Source organism: Brevibacterium album DSM 18261, from assembly GCF_000426445.1.
Taxonomy (GTDB): domain Bacteria; phylum Actinomycetota; class Actinomycetes; order Actinomycetales; family Brevibacteriaceae; genus Brevibacterium; species Brevibacterium album.
The window spans coordinates 170,911-193,252 of sequence record NZ_AUFJ01000010.1; the positions used below are offsets into that span (position 1 = coordinate 170,911).

Sequence of the window (22,342 nt, forward strand, 5' to 3'; positions counted from 1 at the left end):
TGCCTTCCCTTGCTCTCTCGCGCTCAGTACGCGAAGGACAGGACGTCGGAGTCGTCGGCCTCGCCCGCGGATCCCTCGACGAGACCGGCACGGCCGCCGCGGGCGGGTCTCGCGAGCTCCGGCATCGCCGAGACCACTCCCCCGCGGGCGTACTTGAGTATCAGCCTGAGCTCGACCACCATGAGCGCCCCGTACACGAGGGTGAGGCTGATGAGGGAGAACAGGAGCTCGCCGGGGCTCACGGTCGGGGACACCGCGGCGGCGGTGTAGAGGAACACCCCGTCGATGCCGCTGGGATCGGGGTTGGGCGCGACGACGAAGGGCTGCCGACCCATCTCCGTGAAGATCCAGCCGGCGGAGTTCGCGACGAAGGGCGCGGCGATCCCCCACAGCGCCAGCCGGGAGAGGAAGGCCGAGCACGGCACGGTGCCCTTCCGGGTGACCACGAGTGCGAACGCCGCCGCGGCGGCGGCCAGCACCCCGAAGCCGATCATGAGGCGGAAGCCCCAGTAGGTGACGAACATGGAGGGCTGGTAGTCGACGGGCGCGCCCGAGCGCTCGCCGTAGAGCTCCCCCTCCGGCAGATGCGTGCCGTAGCTCTCCTCGTATTCGGGGATGAGCGAGTTCACACCGGGGACCTCGGTGGTGAAGTCCCCCTTAGCGAGGAAGGAGAGGATGCCGGGGATCTCGATGACGGGGGTGACGTCCGCGCAGTCGTTCGAGTTCAGATTGCCCACCGTGAGGACGGAGAACTCCGTCCCGTCGTGACAGGCGGCTTCGGCCGAGGCCATCTTCATGGGCTGCTGCTCGTACATGAGCTTGGCCTGGATGTCGCCGGTGAGGGCGACCGCCGCGAAGGCGAAGACCGCGAACCCTGCGCCGATCCGCAGCGAGCGGTACCAGACCGTGTGGTCGGTCTCGTCGCGTCCGGGCACGTCGTCGGCGCGGCCCACGATGACGCGTCCGCTGCCGTCGACGCTGTCGATGCCGTCGGTGCGGCGCCGCCACAGGTGGTGCCAGGAGATGCCCAGGAGGAAGGCCGCCCCGACCGCCACCGCACCGGCCAGCGTGTGCCCGTAGGCGGCCAGCGCAGTGCTGTTCGTCATGACCGCCCACACATCCGTCATGACGGGCCTGCCGTCGACGAGCTCGACGCCGACGGGGTGCTGCATCCACGAGTTCGCGACGATGATGAAGTACGCGGAGATCCACGAGCCGATCACCGCCGCCCAGAGCACGCCCAGGTGCAGCCGGCGGTTCAGCCGGTCCCAGCCGAAGATCCACAGCCCCAGGAAGGTGGATTCGAGGAAGAAGGCGAGCAGGGCCTCCATCGCCAGCGGCGCGCCGAACACGTCGCCGACGTAGCGGGAGTACTCGCTCCAGGCCATGCCGAACTGGAACTCCTGGACGATGCCGGTCGCCACGCCCATGATGAAGTTGATGAGGTAGAGCTTGCCCCAGAACTTGGCAGCCCGGAGCCATGCCTCGTTCCCCGTGCGCAGCCACGCGGTCTGGAGCACGGCCACGAGCAGCCCCAGGCCGAGGGTGAGCGGGACCATCCAGAAGTGGTAGACGGTGGTGATGCCGAACTGCCAGCGGGCGATCATCACGGGATCGAACTCCACGCCGACCTCCTGAGAGTGACTGTGCGGGCGGACCGCAGCGAACGGATTTCTACAGGCTGTAGATTTCTACGCTCAGTAGAATACGCCTGCGCCCCCGAAGCACGCCGGGAACGGCGTTTTCGATACCTTTCCGTCCCAGATCGCGGACGCGCCGCTCCTGTGCCGAACGGCATGTGCACGCGGATCGCGGCATGCACTACGACTGGTAGAATGAGGGATCGGGCCCGTCCCCACCGGGATGCGTCCTCACAGGGATGCAGCGACAAGGAGTTGCGAGTTGGAGAGTTTGGGAGAGCTGGAGCGGGATGTCATGGATGCCCTCTGGGCACAGGACAGCCTCTCCGCCGCAGGGCTCCGGGACGTGCTTGCGGACCGCGGCCTCGCCCTGACCACCGTGCACACGGTGCTCACACGGCTGGAGAAGAAGGGCTTCGTCACCCGCGATCGCAGCACCCGCCCCCACCTGTACGCCGCGGCCTCGAGCAAGGAGGAGCACGTCACGGACCTGCTCTCCGAGGTGCTCGACCAGGCCGGCGACCGCCGTGCGGTCCTCGCCCGGTTCCTCGGCACCGTCTCCCTGTCCGACACCGCGTTCCTCCGCGGCGTCCTCGACAGCCGACTGCGCGGCAGCGGCACCCGCTGATCCGCAGCCCGGATGCGCAGCGCAGATCGGCCTCTCCGGGCTCGACCCGCCGCGCCCGCTGTGCGATGACGGTCTCCCCGACATGACGCCCCCAGCGACATGACCGCCGTCGGAATCGCGATGGCCGTCCTCGCCGTGCTGCTCGCCTGGCCCGTCCCGACGGCGCTCGCGCGCAGGCAGGCCGGACGCGCGGACGTCGATCCCGTCTCCGGGATCCTCCTGTGGCAGGCGGTCGGACTCGCCGGCGGCCTCTCGCTCATCTCCGCCTGCCTCGCCTTCGCCCTGGCCCCGCTCGTGGGAGCCGGGGCCGCAGGTCCCGCTGTCCTCGACTGGTGGCGCTGGCCGGCGCTCGCGGTGGGCGCGGTCCTCCTGCTCGCCCTCCTGCTCGCGCTCGCCTGGGAGACCCGCGCGGCCGCCCGGGCCCGCGTCCGCCACCGCGACATGCTCGCCCTCGTGTCCCAGTCCAGCCCGCACGTGCCGGGGATGCGGATCATCGACACCGACCACGCCGTGGCCTACTGCCTCGCCGGCCGGGGCGGGACCACCGTGGTCTCGACCGGCCTCCTCCAGCTCCTCGACGCGAACGAGCGGGATGCGGTCATCGCACACGAGCGCGAGCACCTGCGGGTCCGGCACGACCTCCTCGCCCTGCCCTTCGCCTCGTGGAACCGCATGCTTCCGTTCCTCCCGGTGACCCGCACGGCCCTGGCAGCCGTGAGCGGACTCATCGAGATCATGGCCGACGATGCGGCCCGCACCGTCACCTCCCCGGCAGCGCTGCGCACGGCACTGGCGAAGACGGCCGAGCGCACCGAGCTCGCCGCCGGCACCCACGCCTCCCGGCACGATCCGCGGCTGACCGAGGTGCGCCGGCGCCGCCTCCTCATGGATCCGAGGCAGCTGCCGGACACCCGGCGCATGCGGGTCAAGGCCGCGGTGCTCGCCTGCTGCCTGCTCCTGGTCCCACCCGCCGTGCTGGTGGGCACCGTCGTCTACAGCTGAGCGGCGCGGTTCCTCCGCAGGGCATGCGGTTCAGCGCGGCAGGCAGTCGCGGTGCCGCTCCGCCCACAGCGCCCGGTACCAGTCCCAGCCGATGAGCCCGCCGTCGAGCTGCTCCTCCGCCGCGTGGAGGGCCTCGGCGACCTCGGCGACATGCGCATAGCGCTCCCGGTCCGCCTCCTGTGGGGAGAGCGCGGAGACCGTGGCGAAGAGCTCCGCACGACCGGAGGCGACCGGGGCGGCGAAGCGGCCGAGTGCGATTCCGGCGAACACCGCCAGGAGCACGAGCGCGCCGAGCAGCGCCGGGACCGGAACGTCGAGGACCGCGCCGAGCACCGGGACCGCTGCCGCGATCCCGCCGCCTGCGAGCCAGGGCCAGAACCGGACGAGGCGCGCGCACCGGCGTTCGGCCTCGGTGGAGTGCGGCGGGTAGATCACGACGCGGATCGAGGTCGCGCCGTACCGGCCGGAGCGGCGCGAGACGTGCCCCCAGCGGTACCGTCCGTCGAGCAGCTTCTGCCGCAGGCGAGCGAGGGTCGCCATCTCAGCCGGTCCTTTCGCTGTGCTCGCCCGGATCCGCGATCGTCTCCTCGAGGCGGAGCGCCTCGAGGGGAGGCTCGCCGCCGTCGGGCTCCGCCTCGGCCCCGCTCTCGTCGTGCAGCTCGCTGAAGCGCAGCCGGCTGAGCGGAGTCCGGACGAGCAGGGCCGAACGGGCGATCGCCATGCTCCCCACCGCAGAGGTCGTGAGCTGGAGGAGGACGGCGAGCACCACCATCACGGCTGCCGGGACGGAGGGCCGGTGCAGGAACGCGCCCGTGATGACGAGGACGATGCCGAGCCCTCCCGCCGTGCCGACGGCGGAGATGCGCGTATAGGCATCGGGGAACCGCAGGAGACCGAGCGCTGCGGTGGCGAAGACCAATGCGCCGGCGATGACGAGCACATCGCCTGCGAGGGTGAGTGCCGTCATCGCTTCCCCCTCGTGAGCGCCCGGGCCAGGGACAGCGCGCCGAGGAAGCCCACGACGGAGGCCACCAGCACGATGTCGAAGGTGTATCCGCTGCCGATCCGGACGCCCACGAGCGCGATGAGCCCGACGACGCCGAACAGCAGCAGATCACCCGCGATCGCGCGGTCGGCCTCGGAAGGGCCTGCGAGCATCCGGACCGTGGCCGCGAGGCATGCGGCCACGAGGAGGAGGATCCCGATGTCGAGGCCGGTCATGAGCTCACCCCCGTTCGGCGGAGCGCCCGGAGCATCCGGGTCTCCATGTCCTCCAGTTCGGTGCGGAGGGCCTCTGCGGAGGCCGCGTACATGCCGTGGACGAAGAGCACTCGCTCCCCCTCCTCTCTCGTCGTGCCCAGGGTGAGGGTCCCCGGGGTCAGTGTGATGAGCGCGGCCAGCACTGTGAGCTCGCCGTCGCCCTGACAGCGGGTGGCGCAGCGCACGATCCCGGGAGCCGAATCCTGTCCGGGGGTGAGGTTGTCGCGCAGCACTGCGATGTTCGAGAGCACGACCTGCCAGGCGAACCAGCAGGCGAACCCCAGGATCCGGAAGGGCCAGGTGAACCAGGTCATGAGCTCCTCACCGCCTCGACGTAGCCGCGCGTGTCCAGCAGGCCCTCGGCCGCCGTCCGGGAGAGCTCGAGCAGGAGCTCCGCCCCGATCCCCAGGCCGATCGTGATGAGGGCCAGCGCCACCGCCGGTGCGGCCAGCAGCGCGCCCACACGCGGAGCGTCGGGGGGATCCGGTGGCAGGGAGGTCACGGAGTCCGTGCCCGCGCCGACGGCTGCGGGCATCTCCGCCGGCTTCCCCCAGAACACGCCGGACCAGATCTTCAGCATCGAGAGCAGGGTGACGAGGCTCACGACCAGCATCACGACCACGGCTGCGACCTCGCCCGCCTCGAGGGAGGCGAGGATGAGGGAGAGCTTGGCGACGAACCCGGAGAACGGCGGCAGACCGGCCAGGGAGAGCGCCGCGACGAAGAAGGCGGCCGCGAGGACGGGCTCACGCCGCCCCATCCCGGACACCCTGCCCAGGGTCCCCGTGCCCCAGCGGACCTCGATCGCGCCGGTGGACAGGAACAGGGAGGCCTTCACGATCATGTGGTGGATGAGGTAGAAGATGCCCGCGGTCAGACCCGCCCCGGTGAACAGGGCGACGCCCAGCAGGATGTAGCCGATCTGACTGACCATGTGGAAGGCGAGGATCGAACGGGTCGTGTTCTCACCCACCGCACCGAACACCCCGATCACCATGGTCGCGGAGAACAGCAGCACGCCGATCCACAGCCAGCGGGCGTCCCCGTCGAAGACGACGGCGTAGATGCGGTAGATCGCGTAGATTGCGACCTTCGTGTGCAGGCCGGAGAACAGCGCGGTCACGGCGGGCGAGGTCGCCGGATAGGCACGGGCGAGCCAGCCGTGCACGGGCACGACGGAGGCCTTGATCCCGAGCGCGAACAGGCAGACCGCGGTCGCGAACGCCGTGAGATCGTCCTCGGCGGCGGCCCCGGCGAGCTCGCCCAGATTGACGGTGCCGGCGGTGCCGTAGAGGAAGCCCACCCCCGTGAGGAAGATCGTGGAGGTGAGGAGATTGAGCGTGACGTAGAGCCGGGCACCGGCGATCTGGCCGAGACCCGCACGGCCCCGGGCGGCGAGTACGAAGAGCCCGTAGGCCGGCAGGAGCATGACCTCGATGAACACGAACAGGTTGAAGAGGTCCGCGGTGAGCAGGGCGCCGTTGACGCCCGCCTGCAGCACGAGCGCGAGCGGTGCGAAGAAGCGCGAGGCCGCGCGCCGCGAGGCCAGGGCGAACACGGCACAGGTGAGCGAGAGCAGGCCGGTCACACTGAGCATGAGCGCGGTGAACATGTCCGCAACCAGCGGGATCGCGATGCCGAACGGCCACGAGCCGATCCCGTGGGCGATCGTCCCACCCGCGGCGAGTCCGCGCACGAGGGCGAGTCCCCCGGCCAGCGAGCCGGCGAGGACCGCGAGGAGGACGAGCGCGTGCACGCGGGGGCGATGGCCGGTCATGGCCAGCAGCCCTGCGGTGAAGAGCGGCACCGCGATGAACAGCGCCAGGAACGCACCGGTCATGCGCTGACCTCCTCGTCGTCGGTCGTCGAATCGTCGCGGGTCCCCGTCACGGAGAGCACGAGCATGAAGATCGTGATCGAGAAGGCGATGACGATCGCGGTGAGGACGAACGCCTGCGGCAGCGGATCGGCGATCTGCGAGGGATCGCCGGGGGTGCCGAAGGGCTCGCCGCGCCGCGAGGTGCCGCCGGCGGCCATGAGCACGAGGTTCCCTGCGTGCCCCAGCAGGACGAAGCCGAGGATCACGCGCAGCATCTCGCGCTGCAGGAAGAGATAGACGGCGCCTGCCACGAGCAGGCCGGTGGTCACGGCGACGGTCATCGCGGGCTCACCTCCTTGGTCCGGGCCGGGACATCGTCGTCGTGCAGCACGCGCTGACGACGTCCCAGCAGGTTGAGTGCCGCGAGCACGATCCCGATCACGCCCAGGTACACGCCGATGTCGAACACCAGCGCGGTGCTGAGCGAGAGACCGAGCAGCTCGATGTGGAGCGGTGTGAGGAACGATCCCTCCAGGTAGCCCAGGAAGCCCGTCCCCACGCCGACCGCGACGCCCGCGCCGATGAGCATGAGATAGGGCCACCGCACGCGTGCGGCGGAATCGGAGGGGGCTGCCAGGTAGAGCAGGGCGAAGCCCGCACCTCCCATGAGGGCCGCGATGAACCCGCCGCCCGGCTCGTAGTGCCCGCGCAGCAGCAGGATGAGGGAGAGCAGCACGATCACCGGTCCCAGGATCCGGGTGACGCTGTGCACGAACACCGAGTTCTCGCGCGCGTCGATGAGCGGCGTGCTCTCGTCCAGCTGCGTCGAGAGCGTGGGTGCCGGCCGACGCGAGTGCAGCAGCGCGGCGAGTGCGATGCCGGCGACGCCCAGCACCGTCAGCTCCCCCAGGGTGTCGAGGGCGCGGAAATCCACGAGGATGGTGTTGACGATGTTCGTCCCTCCCGTGGCTTCCTCGGCCTCGCTGAGGTAGTAACTGGCGGCATCGGACATCTCTCGCCTGCCGGTGAGCGCCCAGACCCCCAGTGCCGCGGCGAGGCCTCCGCCGGCGGCGAGCGCAGCGGCCGGCAGCCGGGACCGCCGCGAGGAGCGCTCGAAGCGGGCTGGGAGCCTGCGCAGGAGCAGGACCATGACGCAGACCGTGAGGATCTCGACGAGGAGCTGGGTCAGCGCCACGTCCGCGGCGCCGAGCGCGAAGTACCACAGCGTCATCGCGAAGCCGACCACGCCGGTGACCACGATGGCGGAGATGCGCGTGCGCGCCCTCACCGCCCCGACCACTCCCGCGAGGACGAGGGCGACGAGCGCCCAGTCCAGGGGCTGGGAGGGCGCGCCCACGAGAGGGGGCAGCTCGCCCACGGCGAGGACTCCGGCCAGCGCCAGCCCCATGAGGCACACGATGGGCACGGCCAGGTGGAGGCGAGGCGCCCGGCCGCCCGTGGTCCGGCCGACGAGGGCGCCGAGGCGGATGATCCCGGCGCGCACGGCATCGACCGCCGTCAGGCCCGAGAGCGGCAGAGCGAGCGGAGCGGCCAGCGCATCCACGCGGCGCCGGGCCAGCACGAGGCCGATGCCCGCCGTGAGGACGAGCGCTGAGACACCGAGTGCGGCATTGAAGCCGTGCCACAGACTCAGATGCACATCTGCGGCACCACCGGCGGCGGCAGCGACCGCCGCGGACACCGCGCCGTCCAGGGGCGCGGGCAGGACCCCGAGCACCAGGCCCGCGACCGCGGCGAGGGCGGGGACGGACCAGAAGCCGGCGGGCGCCTCGGGCACGGTCCTGTCTGCACGGGCGCGACCGCCGCCGAAGGCGCCGAGCACGATCCTGGCGGAGTACGCGAAGGTGAGCACCGATGTCAGCGCCGCGGCAGCGGTGACGACGAGCGGCACCCAGGCGAGCCCGGGCGCCTCGAGGAACGCCGTGAACATGAGCTCCTTGCTCACGAAGCCCAGCAGCAGGGGCACACCGGCCATGGAGGCGCAGGCGAGGACGAGCGCGAGCCCCGTGACCGGCATCCGCAGCCGCAGGCCGGCGAGCTCACGGGAGTCGCGGGTGCCGGCCTCGTGGTCGATGACGCCCACCAGCATGAAGGCGGCGGACTTGAACAGCGCATGCGCCGCCGTATGGACCACTGCGGCAGTGATTGCGGCGGGGGTGCCTATGCCGATCATCGCCGTGAGCAGACCCAGCTGGCTCATCGTCGAATAGGCCAGCAGCTCCTTGAGGTCGTGCCTGCGCAGCGCGGCGACGGCTCCGAACAGCGCCGTGAACAGACCGGCGCTCACCAGCAGGGCGGTCCACAGCGGCACGTCCGCGAGCACCGGGGAGAAGCGGAACATCAGGTAGATGCCCGCCTTGACCATGGCCGCCGCGTGCAGATAGGCCGACACCGGGGTGATCGCGACCATCGAGTCCGGCAGCCAGGACTGGAAGGGGAACTGGGCGGACTTCGTGAACGCGGCGCCTGCGAGCAGGGCCGCTGCGGCGATGCCGAAGCCGGGGTCCGTGTGCCAGGCAGGGTCTGCGAGCGCCTCGCTGATCCGGGTGGTCCCGGTGCGCACGGCGATGAGCGCGACGGCACCGAGGAGGCTCAGGCCGCCGGCCGCGGTGACGAGGAGGGTCCGGAGCGCCGGTTCCCGGGCATGCGGACCGGAGCGTGCGATGAGGAAGAAGGAGCACAGCGTCGTCGCCTCCCAGGCCACGAACAGCACCACGAGGTCGTCCGCGAGCACGAGCAGCAGCATGGCCAGCGCGAAGGCGGTCATGAGCACGTAGAAGCTCATGTGCCTCCCGGCGATGCCCAGATAGCGGCCCGAGTAGACGAGCACACCGGCGCCGATCACGAGGACCAGCAGGGAGAAGAGCAGGGAGAGGCCGTCTAGGCGCAGGGCCAGGCCGATGTCCAGGGTGGGCATCCACGGGACGAGCGCCTCGACCGGCGCGCCGCCGGAGTCCGCCGCGGCGAGCACGAGGAACACGGCCGCCGCCAGCAGGGGGACGGCAAGCAGCCAGCCGGTCTCACGGCCCAGGCGCGAGCTGAGGACGGGAACGGCGAGACAGGAGAGGAGTACGACTAGGAGGGAAGCGAAGAGCATGGATCCGCCTCGGATCGTCGGAACAGGACAGACAGTCCATCAGACCGAACAGACGCACTTCTCCCCCGGGAATGCGGAGCGGGAGGTCCGCGATATGCGCGGAGACGCCGGGAATGCCTGGACCCGCGCACAGATCATGCAGCGTCGCTGTCAGGTTCCACGGATGGGTGCTCTGCGCTGAGGCACTGTGCGCGGCGCGGTTCATCGCGTCCGGCACCGGGTGCTCCTCAGCTGTAGGGCGTCACGCCGTTCGGCCGATGCTCAGGCAGCGGCGAGGTTGGGCTGACCGCCCGAGAGCATGGGACCCCAGTGAGTGGGATGTCCGTTCGTACCGGCAGGAAAGAGCACCCTGAAGATCGGCGCGAACGCCGTGCGGGAGGCTCCTCGGTGAACAGACATCGCGGGGAACAGTACCACACAGTGTGAGGCAGAGCGCAAACCGCGCTGCGGACGCGGACGCGCGGACCGGCACCCCGCCGGGCCCGGTGCCCCGCTCAGGCGTCGATGCGCTCGAGGTCCAGCGCTGCGGCGCCGGCGATGATGAACTCCTTGCGCGGGGCCACCTCCGAGCCCATGAGCAGGGAGAACGTGTTCTGCGCGCGCTCGGCGTCGGCCATCGTCACGCGGCGCAGGCTGCGCATGCCGGGGTCCATCGTCGTCTCCGCGAGCTGGTCCGCGTCCATCTCGCCGAGGCCCTTGTAGCGCTGCGGCTCCTTGTACGTCTTCCGCTGCCGGTCCAGCTTCTTCAGCAGGGCGGTGACCTCGGCCTCCGAGTAGGTGTAGACGACCTCGTTGGCCTTCCCCCGGTTGACGATCTCGACGCGATGCAGCGGGGGCACGGCGGCGAAGACCCGCCCGGCCTCGACGAGCGGCCGCATGTAGCGGAAGAACAGCGTGAGGAGCAGGGTGCGGATGTGCGCACCGTCGACGTCCGCATCCGTCATGATGATGATCTTGCCGTAGCGGACGGAGGCGAGGTCGAAGCTGCGGCCGGAGCCGGCGCCCACCACCTGCGTGAGCGCGGCGCACTCCGCATTCGCGAGCATGTCCGCCACCGAGGCCTTCTGCACGTTGAGGATCTTGCCCCGGATGGGGAAGAGCGCCTGGAACTCGGAGTCCCGTGCGGCCTTGGCGGTGCCCATAGCGGAATCGCCCTCGACGATGAAGAGCTCCGTGGACTCCGACTCGCTCACGCGGCAGTCGTAGAGCTTGGCCGGCAGCGAGGACGATTCGAGCGCGGTCTTGCGCCGCTGGTTCTCCCGGTGCGTGCGTGCGCTGATGCGTGCCTTCATCTCCGCGACGACCTTCTCGAGCAACGCGGCGGACTGGCCCTTCGCGGGCCGCGCGCTCGATTCGAGCACGGCCTTCAGCTCCCGGTCCACCGTCTTCGCGACGATCTGCCTCACCGCCGCAGTGCCGAGGACCTCCTTCGTCTGCCCCTCGAACTGCGGCTCGGCCAGGCGCACCGTCACGACGGCGGTGAGACCGGAGAGCACATCGTCCTTCTCGACCCTGTCCTTGCCCGCCTTGAGCTTGCGGGCATTGGCCTCGACCGCCTTGCGCAGGGTCCGCAGGAGCGCCTGCTCGAAGCCGGTGACGTGGGTGCCGCCCTTGGGGGTGGCGATGATGTTGACGAAGCTCTTGAGCGTCGTGTCGTAGCCCGTGCCCCAGCGCAGCGCGATGTCGACGCCCACGGTCCGGGAGACCTCCTCGGAGACCATCCGCCCGTCCTCGCCCAGGACGGGCACGGTCTCCGTGAACGTCCCCTCCCCGGACAGGCGCCACACGTCCGTGAGCGCGGGATCGTGGGAGAGGTGCTCGGCGAACTCGGAGATGCCGCCGTCGTACCGGAACTCCTCCGTGCGCTCGGCCAGCGGCTCGCCGGCCTCGTCCCTGGCGACGCCGCGGCGGTCGTGGATCGTGATGCCGAGGCCGGGAACGAGGAACGCGGTCTGCCGGGCCCGGTCGACGAGCTCGGAGTAGGAGAACTGCGCGTCCGCGAGGAAGATCTGGGGATCGGCCCAGTACCGCACCCGGGTGCCGGTGAGGCCGCGCTTGGCCTTCCCGACGACCTCGGGCGGAGTGGGCTCGGTGAACGGCGTGAAGGGACTGAGCGGGCCGGTCCCGGCGGTGTCGTCGAAGCGTCCGGGCTCGCCGCGGCGGAACGACATCCGGTGCACCTTGCCCGCACGCGTCACCTCGACGTCGAGGCGGGCCGAGAGCGCGTTGACGACGGAGGCGCCCACGCCGTGCAGGCCGCCCGAGGCGCTGTAGGAGCCGCCGCCGAACTTGCCGCCGGCATGCAGCTTGGTCATGACGACCTCGACCCCGGAGAGCCCGGTCTTCGGCTCGATGTCGACGGGGATGCCGCGGCCGCGGTCGGTGACGACGACGGAGCCGTCGGCCTCGAGGGCGATCTCGATGGACTCGCCGTGGCCGCCGAGCGCCTCGTCGACGGAGTTGTCGATGATCTCCCACAGGCAGTGCATGAGGCCGCGCGAGTCCGTCGAGCCGATGTACATGCCGGGGCGCTTGCGGACCGCCTCGAGCCCGGAGAGCACCGAGAGGTGCCGTGCGTCATAGCTCATATCGGTCTTCGCGCTGCTCCGGCCTGCCACTGGTGCCCCTCTCGCCTGCTGATCCGACGCACCATTGTATTCCCCGGGGCGGACACGGCCGCGGAGCCGGCACAGGCGCGCCGGATCCGAGGCCCCCTCGCATAGGCTGAGCGGGTGACCCCGCCCTCGCTCCCCCACGGCGGCGCTCCCGCTCGCAGCGCTCCTGCCCGCCGCGCCGGCCGGCCTCGTCGTGCCGTGCGTCCCCGCCGGGCCCTCGCGCTGGGGGCCGCCGCCGTGGTCCTGGCCGTCGTGGCGGGATGCGAGGCGCCGGGCGCGGAGCCGGGCCCCTCACCCGATGAGCCCGCTGCCGCCTCCGCGGCGAAGACCGGGACCGCTTCCGAGGCGACGGCCTCGGCGCCGCCGCTCACCGGCCTGACCCTCGCCGTCGATCCCGGCCACAACGGCGGGAACGCCGCGGATCCGGCGGCGCTCGGAGAGCAGGTCCCCGACGGCCGCGACGGCACGAAGGACTGCAACACGGTGGGGACGGAATCGGATGACGGGTATCCCGAGCATCGCTTCGCCTGGGAGCTCGCGCAGGCGCTGGTCGCGCAGGTCGAGGAGGCCGGGGGCGAAGCGGTGCTGAGCCGGGACTCCGATGACGGGGTGGGACCGTGCGTGGACGAGCGCGGAAAGTTCGCGGGCGAGGCGGACGCCGATGCGCTCATCAGCCTCCATGCCAACGGGACGGAGGACAGGAGCGCCGCCGGCTTCCACGTCATCACGGGTGCCGCGGGGGCGGCCGCCGATGACGAGGCCGTCAGGGCCTCGCGCGAGATCGCCGAGGCCCTGGTCGCAGAGCTCGAGAACGAGGGCCTCGAGCGCAATCCCGCCTATGACGAGGTGGTCGAGCGGGCGGACCTCGCAACCCTGAGCAATGCGTCGGTGCCCGCGGTCATGCTCGAGGCCGGTGAGATGCGCAGCGCTGCGGACGCCGAACTCCTCGCCTCCGAGGAGGGACAGGAGCGGATCGCCCGGGCGATCGTCGCAGCGCTCGGGCGGGCGCTGGGCTGAGCCCGCCCCGGCCCGGGCGCGGCCTCAGCCCGGGTGCACGAGGCGCAGCTGCGGGAAGTACGTGCGGTACCGGGATGCGTCTCGCGTGAGCAGACGACTGCCGGAGACCGCGGCGTGCGCCCCGATGTAGAAGTCCGGCAGCGGTGACCTCTTCTCACCTCCGCGGCGCCGGTAGGCGAGAAACGCCTTGCCCGCGAGGAATCCCGCCGCCCACGGCAGCTCCTCACGGACGAACAGGCTCCTCGGAAGCGCCGCGTCAACGTCCTCGATCCTCTCGAACCCCACCGAGACCTCCGTGTAGATGATCGGGCTGATCACCGCCGCGCCTCGATCGAGCGCCTCCGACAGCGCTCTCGTCGACCAGTCGGCCCAGTTCTCGTCGTCGGTGAGCACGTCCAGCAGGACATTCGAGTCGATCAGGGTCCTGGGGGTGTCAATCGCCACGCAGCATCTCCATGAGCTCATCCGTGCTCAGGTCAGTGGTGGCGCGTCCGCGCAGCCGTCTCACCGCTCGCTCACCCGGCGTCCCCCCTGTATCACGATGGACGATCCGGAGGCCCTCAGGCCCTGCGATCACATCGACCTCGTCCCCTTCCGCGAAGCCGAAGCGCCGCCGCAGCTCCGCCGGGATCGTCACCTGGCCCTTGCTATTCAGCCTCATGGGGCTCCCCTCCCCGCAGCGTCCTCCACCGCGACCTCGATGTAATACCTCCTACATGTATTACATGTTACCCGCCCGCCCGCTCGCTCCGCGGTTCGGCGCTCACGTAGGCTCGGGAGCCGTCTGCCCTTCCGCCGTTCGAGAGGACCTCGCGCATGCCCGCCCAATACACCGTTCCGCCCGCAGGGGCACCCTGCTGGTTCGACCTCACGACGCCCGATCTCGAAGCCTCGTCCGCGTTCTACGCAGCACTGCTGGGCTGGGAGTTCTCCGGCGCCGGGCCGATGGGCATGGGCAGCGCCGCCGTGCACGGCGGCCGCCGCCTCGCGGGCCTGAGCCCCCAGCCGGAGGGACAGGACTCGCCCGCGTTCTGGACGCTGTACTTCCGCGTCGACGGCTTCGACGAGTTCATGGCCGGGCTGGAGAAGGCGCGGGGCAGGCCGCTCATGGCCGTTCCCGGCTTCGACACCGATGCGAGCGTCGCACTGGCCGCCGATTCCACGGGCACCGCCTTCGGCGTGCTCGAATACGGCGATGAGCGGGGCATGGGCGCCTTCGGCACGCCCGGCGCCCTCGCATGGGCCGAGCTGTTCACGAAGGACATGCGCGCCGTCGAGTTCTACCGCACGGTGTTCGGTTGGGAGACCTCCCCGCTCTCGCAGACGGAGGAGCAGAGCTACCTCGGCTTCGCGCTCGGCAGTTCGAGCTCCAACACCGCCGACTCCGCGACCGCGGACGGTGCCCTGCTGGGCGGGATCCTCGACGCCTCGGCGCTCGAGGTGCCCGCGCACTGGGAGGCGCATTTCGCGGTCGAGGACGTCGATGCCGCGGCCGCGCAGGTCGTGGAGCTCGGCGGCGATGTGCTCGCCGCACCGCACGACTCCTTCCACGGCAGGGTGGGACGCTTCGTGGACCCGCACCTCGCGGCGTTCACACTGGTGAGCTTCGCGGCCCCTGAGAGCGAATAAGGCGCAGGGCGAGATCGGCCCGGTCGGTGACGAGGCCGTCCACCCCCGCCTGCGTGAGCGCGCGCATGCGCGCGGGATCATTCACCGTCCACACGTGGACCTCGACGCCGCCGGCATGGGCGGTGTCGAGGAGGGCGGGAGTGAGCACGGGGAGGATGCCCTGGCGCTCCGGGATCTGCGCCGCGTCGAGGCCGGAGAGCGCCCGGTGCGCCAGCCGCCGCGAACCTGTGAGCGCTGCGAGCATGAGGGCGGCCACCCCGTGCTCCCCCGGCGAGGTCGCCGGTCGTCTGCCGCCGGGCACGGCCTGGGCCGCGGCCAGCGCCCGCCGGCGCCGGGAGTCGGAGAAGCTCGTGAGCAGGCAGCGGCGCCAGTGCGGGCCGATGAGCGCCCCAGCCGGAGCCGCCGCGGCATCCGCCTTGACATCGATGTTGAAGCGGAGCCCCGGGAAGGAGCCGAGGGCCTCGGTCAGTGTGAGCAGGCCCCCGCGCGCGGCCATGAGCTCCCTGAGCTCATCGACCGTCACCTCGGCGAGCGTCCGCGGGTCACCCGTGAGCCGTTCGAGGCTGTCGTCGTGGAAGAGGACGACGGTGCCGTCGGCCGTGAGATGGCAGTCCGATTCGACATAGGCCGCGCCCGTCGCCGCTGCGGCAGCGACCGCGGCGGCGGAGTTCTCCACGACGCCGGCCGCGGCCATCTCCGGAGTCACGAGACCCCTGTGCGCAAGCACCCGCGGACCGTCACCGCTCAGATAGGGATGCGGCACAGGGCCTCCTTTCGCACATCCGGGTTCTCCCTCGCCGACTCTATGCCAGGCCTGAATCTCGTTCCGAAACCAGTCACACCGCGCCTCTGTCCGCCGGAGGAGCGTCCGTCGGTGACGAGCGCGCACTTCGCGCCCAGGCGATGTGCCCAGGGTCCGGGAATGCACTGTGTGTACGTGTTCATCGCGTCGCCCATGGAGGTGTCCGGGGCCACGACATTGCCGAAGGCCGCCGCGGGCGACCCGGATCTTGCCCGCGACCTGTGCCTGTGGGACCGCGACCTCTCCATCGCCTTCCTCGCCGATCTCGCGATTCTCGAGGTCGCCCTGGGCAACGCGATGAGCGCGCGGCTGGAGCCGAAGTGGGGCATGGAGTGGTACACGAATCTGGACAGGCCGCAGAGGCGCTGCGTCAGTACGGTGCGCCTCGGCTGACCGGTGAAGGCACACCACTCGGCTTAGCAGGCAGCCCGGAAAGAAGCAGACCCCTCACATCTGAGCTTCGCCGCGAGGCTTCGGGCGGGAGAGTCGAACTCAGCGTGGAGAGGCTTCCCGTCCCCGCGTCCTGAATGCACCGACCCGCTGGCGCAGTGCGGCCGGCGGGTCGGTCACGAATCCGGCTCAGTCCAGGTAGTCGCGCAGGACCTGTGAGCGGGAGGGATGGCGCAGCTTCGCCATCGTCTTCGACTCTATCTGGCGGATGCGCTCGCGGGTCACGCCGTAGACCTTCCCGATCTCGTCGAGCGTCTTGGGCTGGCCGTCATTGAGGCCGAACCTCATCGAGACCACGCCGGCCTCGCGCTCGGACAGCGTGTCGAGGACGGAGTGCAGCTGCTCCTGCAGGAGCGTGAAGCTCACGGAGTCGGCCGGGACGACCGCCTCGGAGTCCTCGATGAGGTCGCCGAACTCGGAGTCGCCGTCCTCGCCCAGCGGCGTGTGCAGCGAGATGGGCTCGCGGCCGTACTTCTGGACCTCGACGACGCGCTCGGGCGTCATGTCGAGCTCCTTGGCCAGCTCCTCCGGGGTGGGCTCGCGGCCCAGGTCCTGGAGCATCTGGCGCTGGACGCGGGCGAGCTTGTTGATGACCTCGACCATGTGGACGGGAATGCGGATGGTGCGCGCCTGATCTGCCATCGCACGCGTGATCGCCTGACGGATCCACCACGTCGCGTACGTGGAGAACTTGAAGCCCTTCGTGTAGTCGAACTTCTCGACGGCGCGGATGAGGCCCAGATTGCCTTCCTGAATGAGGTCGAGGAAGAGCATGCCGCGGCCGGTGTAGCGCTTGGCCAGCGAGACCACGAGGCGGAGGTTGGCCTCGAGCAGGTGGTTCTTCGCGATCCGGCCGTCGTGGATGATCCACTGGTACTCACGCAGCAGCTTGGAGTCCGCGACCTCTCCCGTGCTCACGAGGTGGTCGGCGTACATGCCGGCCTCGATCCGCTTGGCGAGGTCGACCTCCTCCGCGGCGTTGAGCAGGGCGACCTTGCCGATCTGCTTGAGGTAGTCCTTGACCGGGTCCGCCGTCGCACCGGCGGAGACGACCTGCTGTGCCGGCTGGTCGTCGTCATCGGTGTTGGAGACGACGAAGCCCCCGGCCTCCTTGACGACGGCGTTCTTCTGCTCCTCCTCCGCGTTCTTGGTCTCGGTGGCCTCGTCCGGGTCGATCTCCTCGGCCTCGGCCTCCTCGATGGTGGTCACGTCGAGGTCGATCGCCTCCTCGTCCTTGGTCTCGGCGGAGGTGCCCTTCTTCGCGGTCGTCTTCTTCGCGGCGGTGCTCTTGGCAGCGGTGGTCTTCTTCGCCGTCGCGGACTTCGTCCCCGCGGCCTTCTTCGCGGTCGTCTTGGCTCCCGCCTTCGCGGACTTCGCCGTCCCGGCGGCAGCGGTGGTCTTCTTCGTCGCCGTGGCCGTAGCGGTCGCGGCCTCCGTCTGCGGCTGAGCGCTCTGGGCGTCAGTGCTCGACATTTCCGTATCCTTTGTGGGCACGTGAGGACCTTTCGGCTGAGGGCTTAGGGTACGACCAGGCCCGAGGGCACCAGTAAGACCCATGTCAAACTGCACGGAGGGCACACCACCGGCATCGTGTTCGACTGGGTCAACGCCCGATCATTGCACGGTATTCCTCCTCTTGACAAACGGATCCCGCTCATGTGAATGCTCGCGCGCCCACTCCGGGGGCACGCCCGCCTGCACCGCACGCAGCACGAGCCGAGCGAGGCGGCAGTCCTCCGGACCGCGCAGCGCGGTGCGCGCATAGTGCTCGGCGAACCGCATGCGCATCCGCGACCATTCGAACCACGCGAGCACGGCATGCACCCCCGGCAGCGCCTCCGCGGACGCATAGGGCATGCAGGCGCGCAGCCAGTCCACCGCCTCGGCGAGCGCCTGCAGACGCGGTGGCCGGGGGCTGAACCCCACGAGCGCCTGCGTGGCACCCGGGGCGAAGACCATCCTGCGGGCATAGGCGAGGAAGGAGCGCTCGGGCATGTCCGCCAGACCGTCGGCGGTGAAGGCCGGGTGGTCCCCGCTCAGCAGCATCTGCACGAAATCGCGGTCGGCGGGACGGGCCGCGAAGCGGTCGAGGGCGAGCACCGCCTCCGGTTCCGGCAGGGGGAGCGGGTCAGGAGCCCTCTCGCCGCCCTCCCGGCGGCGCACCCGCTCCTCCAGCGCCTGCGCCGCCCGCAGCAGTGCATCCGCAGCCGCCTCATCGGAGACCTCCCCGCCGGCGCGCATGCGCTCGACCTCCGCCGCGTGCTCCGCACACGGGCGGGGCGGACGCACGAGGTCCTCGAAGCTGTCCGCAGCATGGGAGCCCTCCGCGATCATGCCGATGACCGCAGGCGCCGTCTCCGCCGCGGCGACGGGCGTGCTGCCCGGCTCCCCGATGCGCCCGCACTCGCTCCGGCCGGCCCACAGCGGTGCGAGCACGGTGAGCCCGCGGTCGTCGAGGGCCGCGCACACGGCCTCGAGCCCGTCGAGGAGGATGCGCGCGGTGCTCGCGTCCTCGTCCTGGTCGTCCGGACCGCCGGGACCGGTGCTGTCGGGGCCCGCACCGCACGCCTCGGCCTCGTCGAGCCGCGTGTGGTGCGAGGCGAGCGCCTCGCTGAAGAGGACGGGGAAGACGATGTCCGCCCCCTCCGTGTGCGAGAGCGGTGCGAGCAGAGACTCGAGCAGCGGGCCGTCGAGCCCCTCCGCCTGTGCGCGGCCGAAGTCGATCCGCAGGCTCGCTCCCACCTGGCCGCCGCCGGGACCGGTGCTGTGGGCGGTGACGAGCACGAGGGAGTCCTCGGGCCGGTAGCCCACGAGGTGGGGCACGAGGCCGATGAGCGCAGGTCCGTGAGTGAGTGTGTATGCGTCCATGCGCCCAGTCCACGGCCCGGAGCGGGCCGCGGGAAGGCCCCACCCTCACCTGTGGACGAGCTGGTGCGTGTCCACAGGCGCGGGTGCGCACGGCAAGTCGGGCGGAGCGGGCCCCTGTGTCCGTCGGCGGCACCCCGGCGATGCACGCGGCGACGGCGCGGGAGCGCGGCTGCGTCCGACTACCCTGGTGCGATGTCCTCACGCCGCAGGCGCTCCGGCAGCGCACCGTCAACAGGTCCGTTCCCCATCGACACCGGCACTGCGTCCTTCGACCCCGTGCCCGGCGATCCCGCGGCCTTCGTGCTCACCGTCAACGGCGTGCCCTCGTCTCCGTACGCGCCTGCGGACCCCGGCCGTCTCGACTTCGAGTACATGCGCTGGCTCATCGCCGGCATCGACTCCGGTCTGCCCGTCACCTCCCGGCCCACGCTCCGCGCACTGCACGTGGGCGGGGCGGCCTGCGCCCTGCCCAGGCGCATCGCCGCCGATCGGCCCGGCTCGCGCCAGACGGTCGCGGAGGTCGATGCCGCGCTCGCGACATGGGTGCGGGCGCACCTCGACCTGCCCCGCTCCCCCGCCGTCGCGATCCGCGCGGCAGAAGGCGGTGCGGAGCTCGCACGCCAGCGCGAGGACTCGCTCGACCTCGTCGTCCGGGACGCGTTCTCAGGCGATGTCACGCCCCCGCAGCTGCAGTCGCCGGAATGGTTCGCCTCCGCCGCCCGGGCCCTGGGCGCTCACGGTCTCTACTGCGCCAACGTCGCCGACACCGCCGGACGCGCGGCGCTGCGGGCCGAGGCCGAGGGCCTCCGCGGGTGCTTCCCCCACCTCGCCGCGATCACCGGCGGCGGGCGCCTGGCCGGACGTGCGCACGGCAATGTGGTCGTCCTCGCCGCGCATGCGCCCCTCGACCCCGCGGACATCGCGCGCAGGGCGCGGGCGGAGGGGTGCGCCGTCCCGACCGTCCACGGGCGGCGGACGCTGCTGCGCGCGTGCGGTCTCTCCGGCTGAAGACGTGCGGATGCGTCGCCGCTTTGACGGGCACGGCATAATGGATTGCCCCCGGGACCGACGAAAGGCACCATGAGCGAGCCACGCGAACGCGCGCACGAGCAGACGCAGATCGACACCCTCTACCGGCGGCTCGACGAGCTGCGCGCGGAGACGGCGGCCTCACTCGCGACGGTCCGCCGCGCCCAGGTGGGCGGCCACCACCAGAACCGCTCGGAGCGCGACGCCTTCGCCACGCTCTACGAGGACGCGCTGATCCGCTACCAGTCGGCGGAGGAGGGCCTGTGCTTCGGTCGCATCGACGCGGTGAGCGGCGAGACGACCTACATCGGCCGCATCGGCCTCTCGGCGGCGGACCGCTCGCAGCTCCTCATGGACTGGCGCGCGCCGGCCTCGGAGCCGTTCTACCGGGCCACCGCCGCCCAGCCGGCCGGCCTCGCCCGCCGCCGCCACATCGCCACCCGGGGGCGGACGGTCACGGGCGTCGAGGACGATGTGCTCGACCTCTCCGGACTGAGCGAGGACGCACAGGCCGGTCTGCAGGGCGAAGGCGCCCTCATGGCCGCGCTCGGCGCGCGCCGCACGGGGCGGATGGGCGACATCGTCGCGACGATCCAGGGTGAGCAGGACCAGATCATCCGTCAGGACATGACGGGCACGCTCGTCGTGCAGGGCGGGCCCGGCACGGGCAAGACCGCCGTCGCGCTGCACCGGGCGGCCTATCTGCTGTACCGGCACCGGGACCGGATCGCGAAGTCCGGCGTGCTGCTCGTGGGCCCCTCGCCCGTGTTCCTCAAGTACATCGAGCGCGTCCTGCCCTCGCTCGGCGAGACGGGGGCGGTGCTGCTCACCCCCGGCCAGCTCGTGCCGGGGGTCGAGACGACGCTGCACGACGCACCGCGCACGGCCCGGGTCAAGGGCGATCTGCGGATGGCCGAGGTCATGCGGCGGATGGTCCGCTCCTACCAGCGGGTGCCGGACGCCGATCAGGAGCTCCAGGTGGGGCCCCACCGGATCGTGCTGCGCGCTGCGGACGTACGCGCGGCCCGGGAGCGGGCGCGGCGGGCGGACAAGCCGCACAACGAGGCCCGGGCCGTGTTCGCAGGGGCGGTGCTGCGCACGCTGGCCGACGCCCTCGCGCGCGCACAGGGGGCCGAGGCCGCGGGCGAGCGCCTGCCGGAGCTCACCGACGACCTGCGCGCCTCCCGGGACGTGCGGGTGGCGGTCAATCTGTGCTGGCTGCCGCTCACGCCGCTCGGAGTGCTCGACGCGCTGCTGTCGAAGCCCCACCGGCTGGCCGAGGCCACCCGATCGGTGCTCACGGACAACGAGGCCGAGGCCCTCCTGCGGCCGGCGCGCTCGGCCGTCACCGTCGAGGACGTACCGCTGCTCGATGAGCTCGCCGAGCTCATCGGGGCGCCCGAGGCCGGCTCCGTGCCGGCGGAGAGCCCGGAGCTCGAGTACGCCCGCGATGTCACGGAGATGATGGGCACGGACGCGATGGTGAGCGCCGAGCAGCTCGCGGCCCGCTATGCGGGTGCGGATCCGGCCGTCTCCATCGCGGAGCGGGCGGCCGAGGACCGCGAGTGGACGTTCGGCCATCTCGTCGTGGACGAGGCCCAGGAGCTCAGCCCCATGCAGCTGCGACTGCTGTTCCGGCGGGTGCCGAGCAAGTCCGCGACGCTCGTGGGCGATCTCGCGCAGGCTGCGGCGACGGACGCCTCGCGCACATGGGCGCAGATCCTCGAGCCGCACATGGGCGACCGCTTCCGGCTCGAGCAGCTCTCGGTGTCCTATCGGACGCCCGCCTCCATCATGGGCCCGGCGAACGCCCTCCTGCGCGCGCACTTCCCCGGTCTCGCGCTGCCCGAGGCTGTCCGGGAGGGGGAGCACGCCCCCGAGGTGATCCGCCGCGAGGACGTCCACGCCCTCTTCGCGCAGCTGCCCCGGACGGTCGCCGCCGAGGCGCGCGCTGCGGGCACGGGCCGGATCGCCGTGATCGTGCCGCCGGCGCTCATGGAGCTCGCCGAGCACGCGCTCACCGAGCACGCATCGACCCGGGATGAGGACCTCGGCTGGGGCCCGCAGGCGATCGACCACCGCATCGCCGTCCTCACCCCGTACGAGGCGAAGGGCCTCGAGTTCGACGGCGTCGTGGTCGTGGAGCCGGCCGCGATCGCCCCCGTCGATCCGGAGTCGGGCTCTGCGGAGGAGCACGTGGGCGACCTCTATGTGGCGCTGACCCGCTCCACCTCTCGGCTGGCGATCCTCAGCGCCCAGCCCTCGGTGCTCGACGAGCACTTCGCCGGCGGTGAATGAGAACCGCAGTCCCGTGAATGAGGACCGCCGGCGGCGTCGGCTTCCCCTCCGATGCCGCCGGCGGCGGGCGTGCTGCGTGAGCACGCAGTCATCATCTTACACACAGATCGGAACGATCGCGCAAACCTTTCAGCTCACCTCTCAGCGGTTCCGGAGGCCGCCTCCGT

The 22,342-nt window shown here is 71.4% G+C and carries 21 protein-coding genes; 7 read left to right on the forward strand and 14 right to left on the reverse strand.

The genetic code is table 11. The features are described 5' to 3' along the window. Nucleotides 1–23: 23 nt before the first annotated feature. Nucleotides 24–1,607 carry a cytochrome ubiquinol oxidase subunit I gene (locus K318_RS0104940; protein ID WP_035280864.1) on the reverse strand — a complete coding sequence of 528 codons (1,584 nt, stop codon included), beginning with the start codon at nt 1,605–1,607 and terminating at the stop codon, nt 24–26. A 295-nt stretch (nt 1,608–1,902) separates the two neighbouring features. On the opposite strand from K318_RS0104940, the gene K318_RS0104945 reads away from it, so the two are divergent. Continuing rightward, nucleotides 1,903–2,268 (forward strand): BlaI/MecI/CopY family transcriptional regulator, encoded by a 366-nt coding sequence (locus K318_RS0104945; protein ID WP_029088664.1) that lies wholly within the window; start codon nt 1,903–1,905, stop codon nt 2,266–2,268. 99 nt (nt 2,269–2,367) lie between these two features. Beyond that, a complete protein-coding gene (locus K318_RS0104950) occupies nt 2,368–3,270 on the forward strand; it encodes a M56 family metallopeptidase (protein ID WP_029088665.1) in 903 nt (300 codons plus the stop codon). A 30-nt stretch (nt 3,271–3,300) separates the two neighbouring features. Here the strand turns inward: K318_RS0104950 and K318_RS0104955 are convergent, their stop codons facing one another. From K318_RS0104955 to K318_RS0104990, 8 genes are all read right to left on the reverse strand, one after another. Next, a complete protein-coding gene (locus K318_RS0104955) occupies nt 3,301–3,810 on the reverse strand; it encodes a DUF6611 family protein (protein ID WP_029088666.1) in 510 nt (169 codons plus the stop codon). Nucleotide 3,811: 1 nt separating this feature from the next. Next, nucleotides 3,812–4,237 carry a cation:proton antiporter gene (locus tag K318_RS19510; protein ID WP_084499734.1) on the reverse strand — a complete coding sequence of 142 codons (426 nt, stop codon included), beginning with the start codon at nt 4,235–4,237 and terminating at the stop codon, nt 3,812–3,814. Beyond that, nucleotides 4,234–4,491: an MrpF/PhaF family protein gene (locus K318_RS0104965; RefSeq protein ID WP_029088667.1), complete on the reverse strand. Its 258-nt coding sequence runs from the start codon at nt 4,489–4,491 to the stop codon at nt 4,234–4,236. Before K318_RS0104965 ends, K318_RS19510 begins: the two co-directional genes overlap by 4 nt. Next, nucleotides 4,488–4,844 (reverse strand): Na+/H+ antiporter subunit E, encoded by a 357-nt coding sequence (locus K318_RS0104970; protein WP_029088668.1) that lies wholly within the window; start codon nt 4,842–4,844, stop codon nt 4,488–4,490. Before K318_RS0104970 ends, K318_RS0104965 begins: the two co-directional genes overlap by 4 nt. Beyond that, a complete protein-coding gene (locus K318_RS0104975) occupies nt 4,841–6,370 on the reverse strand; it encodes a monovalent cation/H+ antiporter subunit D family protein (RefSeq protein ID WP_029088669.1) in 1,530 nt (509 codons plus the stop codon). Before K318_RS0104975 ends, K318_RS0104970 begins: the two co-directional genes overlap by 4 nt. Beyond that, nucleotides 6,367–6,690 carry a cation:proton antiporter subunit C gene (locus K318_RS0104980; protein WP_029088670.1) on the reverse strand — a complete coding sequence of 108 codons (324 nt, stop codon included), beginning with the start codon at nt 6,688–6,690 and terminating at the stop codon, nt 6,367–6,369. The genes K318_RS0104975 and K318_RS0104980 overlap by 4 nt, the downstream gene beginning before the upstream one ends. Then, nucleotides 6,687–9,467 (reverse strand): DUF4040 family protein, encoded by a 2,781-nt coding sequence (locus K318_RS19515; protein ID WP_051297569.1) that lies wholly within the window; start codon nt 9,465–9,467, stop codon nt 6,687–6,689. Before K318_RS19515 ends, K318_RS0104980 begins: the two co-directional genes overlap by 4 nt. Nucleotides 9,468–9,961: 494 nt before the next feature. Continuing rightward, nucleotides 9,962–12,055, reverse strand: a complete 2,094-nt coding sequence (locus K318_RS0104990; RefSeq protein ID WP_029088671.1) for a DNA gyrase/topoisomerase IV subunit B — start codon at nt 12,053–12,055, stop codon at nt 9,962–9,964. Between the two features lie 144 nt (nt 12,056–12,199). Between K318_RS0104990 and K318_RS0104995 the strand changes: the two genes are divergently transcribed. Then, complete coding sequence (locus tag K318_RS0104995; RefSeq protein WP_084499736.1) at nt 12,200–13,099, forward strand: N-acetylmuramoyl-L-alanine amidase; 900 nt, start codon at nt 12,200–12,202, stop codon at nt 13,097–13,099. Between the two features lie 24 nt (nt 13,100–13,123). On the opposite strand, the gene K318_RS0105000 is transcribed toward K318_RS0104995, so the two are convergent. Together K318_RS0105000 and K318_RS0105005 are read right to left on the reverse strand one after the other, a co-directional pair. Then, on the reverse strand, nt 13,124–13,543 hold the full coding sequence (locus tag K318_RS0105000) for a type II toxin-antitoxin system VapC family toxin (protein ID WP_029088673.1): 420 nt from the start codon (nt 13,541–13,543) through the stop codon (nt 13,124–13,126). Continuing rightward, nucleotides 13,533–13,760, reverse strand: coding sequence for an AbrB/MazE/SpoVT family DNA-binding domain-containing protein (locus K318_RS0105005; protein WP_029088674.1), 228 nt, complete (start codon nt 13,758–13,760; stop codon nt 13,533–13,535). Before K318_RS0105005 ends, K318_RS0105000 begins: the two co-directional genes overlap by 11 nt. 155 nt (nt 13,761–13,915) lie before the next feature. On the opposite strand from K318_RS0105005, the gene K318_RS0105010 reads away from it, so the two are divergent. After that, nucleotides 13,916–14,728 carry a VOC family protein gene (locus K318_RS0105010; protein WP_029088675.1) on the forward strand — a complete coding sequence of 271 codons (813 nt, stop codon included), beginning with the start codon at nt 13,916–13,918 and terminating at the stop codon, nt 14,726–14,728. Here the strand turns inward: K318_RS0105010 and K318_RS0105015 are convergent. Further along, entirely contained in the window at nt 14,691–15,491 is an 801-nt protein-coding gene (locus K318_RS0105015; protein WP_029088676.1) for a glycerophosphodiester phosphodiesterase family protein, read from the reverse strand. The genes K318_RS0105010 and K318_RS0105015 overlap by 38 nt on opposite strands. A 174-nt stretch (nt 15,492–15,665) precedes the next feature. Here K318_RS0105015 and K318_RS0105020 point away from each other — a divergent pair, with 174 nt between their 5' ends. Further along, nucleotides 15,666–15,923 carry a hypothetical protein gene (locus tag K318_RS0105020; protein ID WP_156913810.1) on the forward strand — a complete coding sequence of 86 codons (258 nt, stop codon included), beginning with the start codon at nt 15,666–15,668 and terminating at the stop codon, nt 15,921–15,923. A gap of 186 nt (nt 15,924–16,109) precedes the next feature. Here K318_RS0105020 and K318_RS0105025 read toward each other — a convergent pair whose 3' ends face one another. Both K318_RS0105025 and K318_RS19520 read right to left on the reverse strand, forming a co-directional pair. Then, the gene (locus K318_RS0105025; protein WP_051297571.1) at nt 16,110–17,453 is read right to left on the reverse strand and encodes an RNA polymerase sigma factor; all 1,344 of its coding nucleotides are present in this window, start codon (nt 17,451–17,453) and stop codon (nt 16,110–16,112) included. Nucleotides 17,454–17,594: 141 nt separating this feature from the next. Beyond that, the gene (locus K318_RS19520) at nt 17,595–18,848 is read right to left on the reverse strand and encodes a DUF4192 family protein (RefSeq protein ID WP_035280695.1); all 1,254 of its coding nucleotides are present in this window, start codon (nt 18,846–18,848) and stop codon (nt 17,595–17,597) included. Nucleotides 18,849–19,040: 192 nt separating this feature from the next. Here K318_RS19520 and K318_RS19525 point away from each other — a divergent pair, with 192 nt between their 5' ends. Both K318_RS19525 and K318_RS0105040 read left to right on the forward strand, forming a co-directional pair. Next, nucleotides 19,041–19,856, forward strand: coding sequence for a spermidine synthase (locus tag K318_RS19525; protein WP_051297572.1), 816 nt, complete (start codon nt 19,041–19,043; stop codon nt 19,854–19,856). A 72-nt stretch (nt 19,857–19,928) separates the two neighbouring features. Continuing rightward, nucleotides 19,929–22,175, forward strand: a complete 2,247-nt coding sequence (locus tag K318_RS0105040) for a HelD family protein (RefSeq protein ID WP_029088679.1) — start codon at nt 19,929–19,931, stop codon at nt 22,173–22,175. Nucleotides 22,176–22,342: the final 167 nt, after the last annotated feature.

Bases quoted from the DNA above. Each gene is read 5' to 3' on its own strand.
- K318_RS0104940 (WP_035280864.1), bottom strand. From the start codon at position 1,607: ATGATCGCCCGCTGGCAGTTCGGCATCACCACCGTCTACCACTTCTGG.
- K318_RS0104970 (WP_029088668.1), bottom strand. From the start codon at position 4,844: ATGACCTGGTTCACCTGGCCCTTCCGGATCCTGGGGTTCGCCTGCTGG.
- K318_RS19510 (WP_084499734.1), bottom strand. From the start codon at position 4,237: ATGACGGCACTCACCCTCGCAGGCGATGTGCTCGTCATCGCCGGCGCA.
- K318_RS0105040 (WP_029088679.1), top strand. From the start codon at position 19,929: ATGAGCGAGCCACGCGAACGCGCGCACGAGCAGACGCAGATCGACACC.
- K318_RS19525 (WP_051297572.1), top strand. From the start codon at position 19,041: ATGTCCTCACGCCGCAGGCGCTCCGGCAGCGCACCGTCAACAGGTCCG.
- K318_RS0105025 (WP_051297571.1), bottom strand. From the start codon at position 17,453: ATGTCGAGCACTGACGCCCAGAGCGCTCAGCCGCAGACGGAGGCCGCG.
- K318_RS0105005 (WP_029088674.1), bottom strand. From the start codon at position 13,760: ATGAGGCTGAATAGCAAGGGCCAGGTGACGATCCCGGCGGAGCTGCGG.
- K318_RS19520 (WP_035280695.1), bottom strand. From the start codon at position 18,848: ATGGACGCATACACACTCACTCACGGACCTGCGCTCATCGGCCTCGTG.
- K318_RS0104950 (WP_029088665.1), top strand. From the start codon at position 2,368: ATGACCGCCGTCGGAATCGCGATGGCCGTCCTCGCCGTGCTGCTCGCC.
- K318_RS0104975 (WP_029088669.1), bottom strand. From the start codon at position 6,370: ATGACCGGTGCGTTCCTGGCGCTGTTCATCGCGGTGCCGCTCTTCACC.
- K318_RS0105010 (WP_029088675.1), top strand. From the start codon at position 13,916: ATGCCCGCCCAATACACCGTTCCGCCCGCAGGGGCACCCTGCTGGTTC.
- K318_RS19515 (WP_051297569.1), bottom strand. From the start codon at position 9,467: ATGCTCTTCGCTTCCCTCCTAGTCGTACTCCTCTCCTGTCTCGCCGTT.
- K318_RS0104955 (WP_029088666.1), bottom strand. From the start codon at position 3,810: ATGGCGACCCTCGCTCGCCTGCGGCAGAAGCTGCTCGACGGACGGTAC.
- K318_RS0104980 (WP_029088670.1), bottom strand. From the start codon at position 6,690: ATGACCGTCGCCGTGACCACCGGCCTGCTCGTGGCAGGCGCCGTCTAT.
- K318_RS0104990 (WP_029088671.1), bottom strand. From the start codon at position 12,055: ATGAGCTATGACGCACGGCACCTCTCGGTGCTCTCCGGGCTCGAGGCG.
- K318_RS0104965 (WP_029088667.1), bottom strand. From the start codon at position 4,491: ATGACCGGCCTCGACATCGGGATCCTCCTCCTCGTGGCCGCATGCCTC.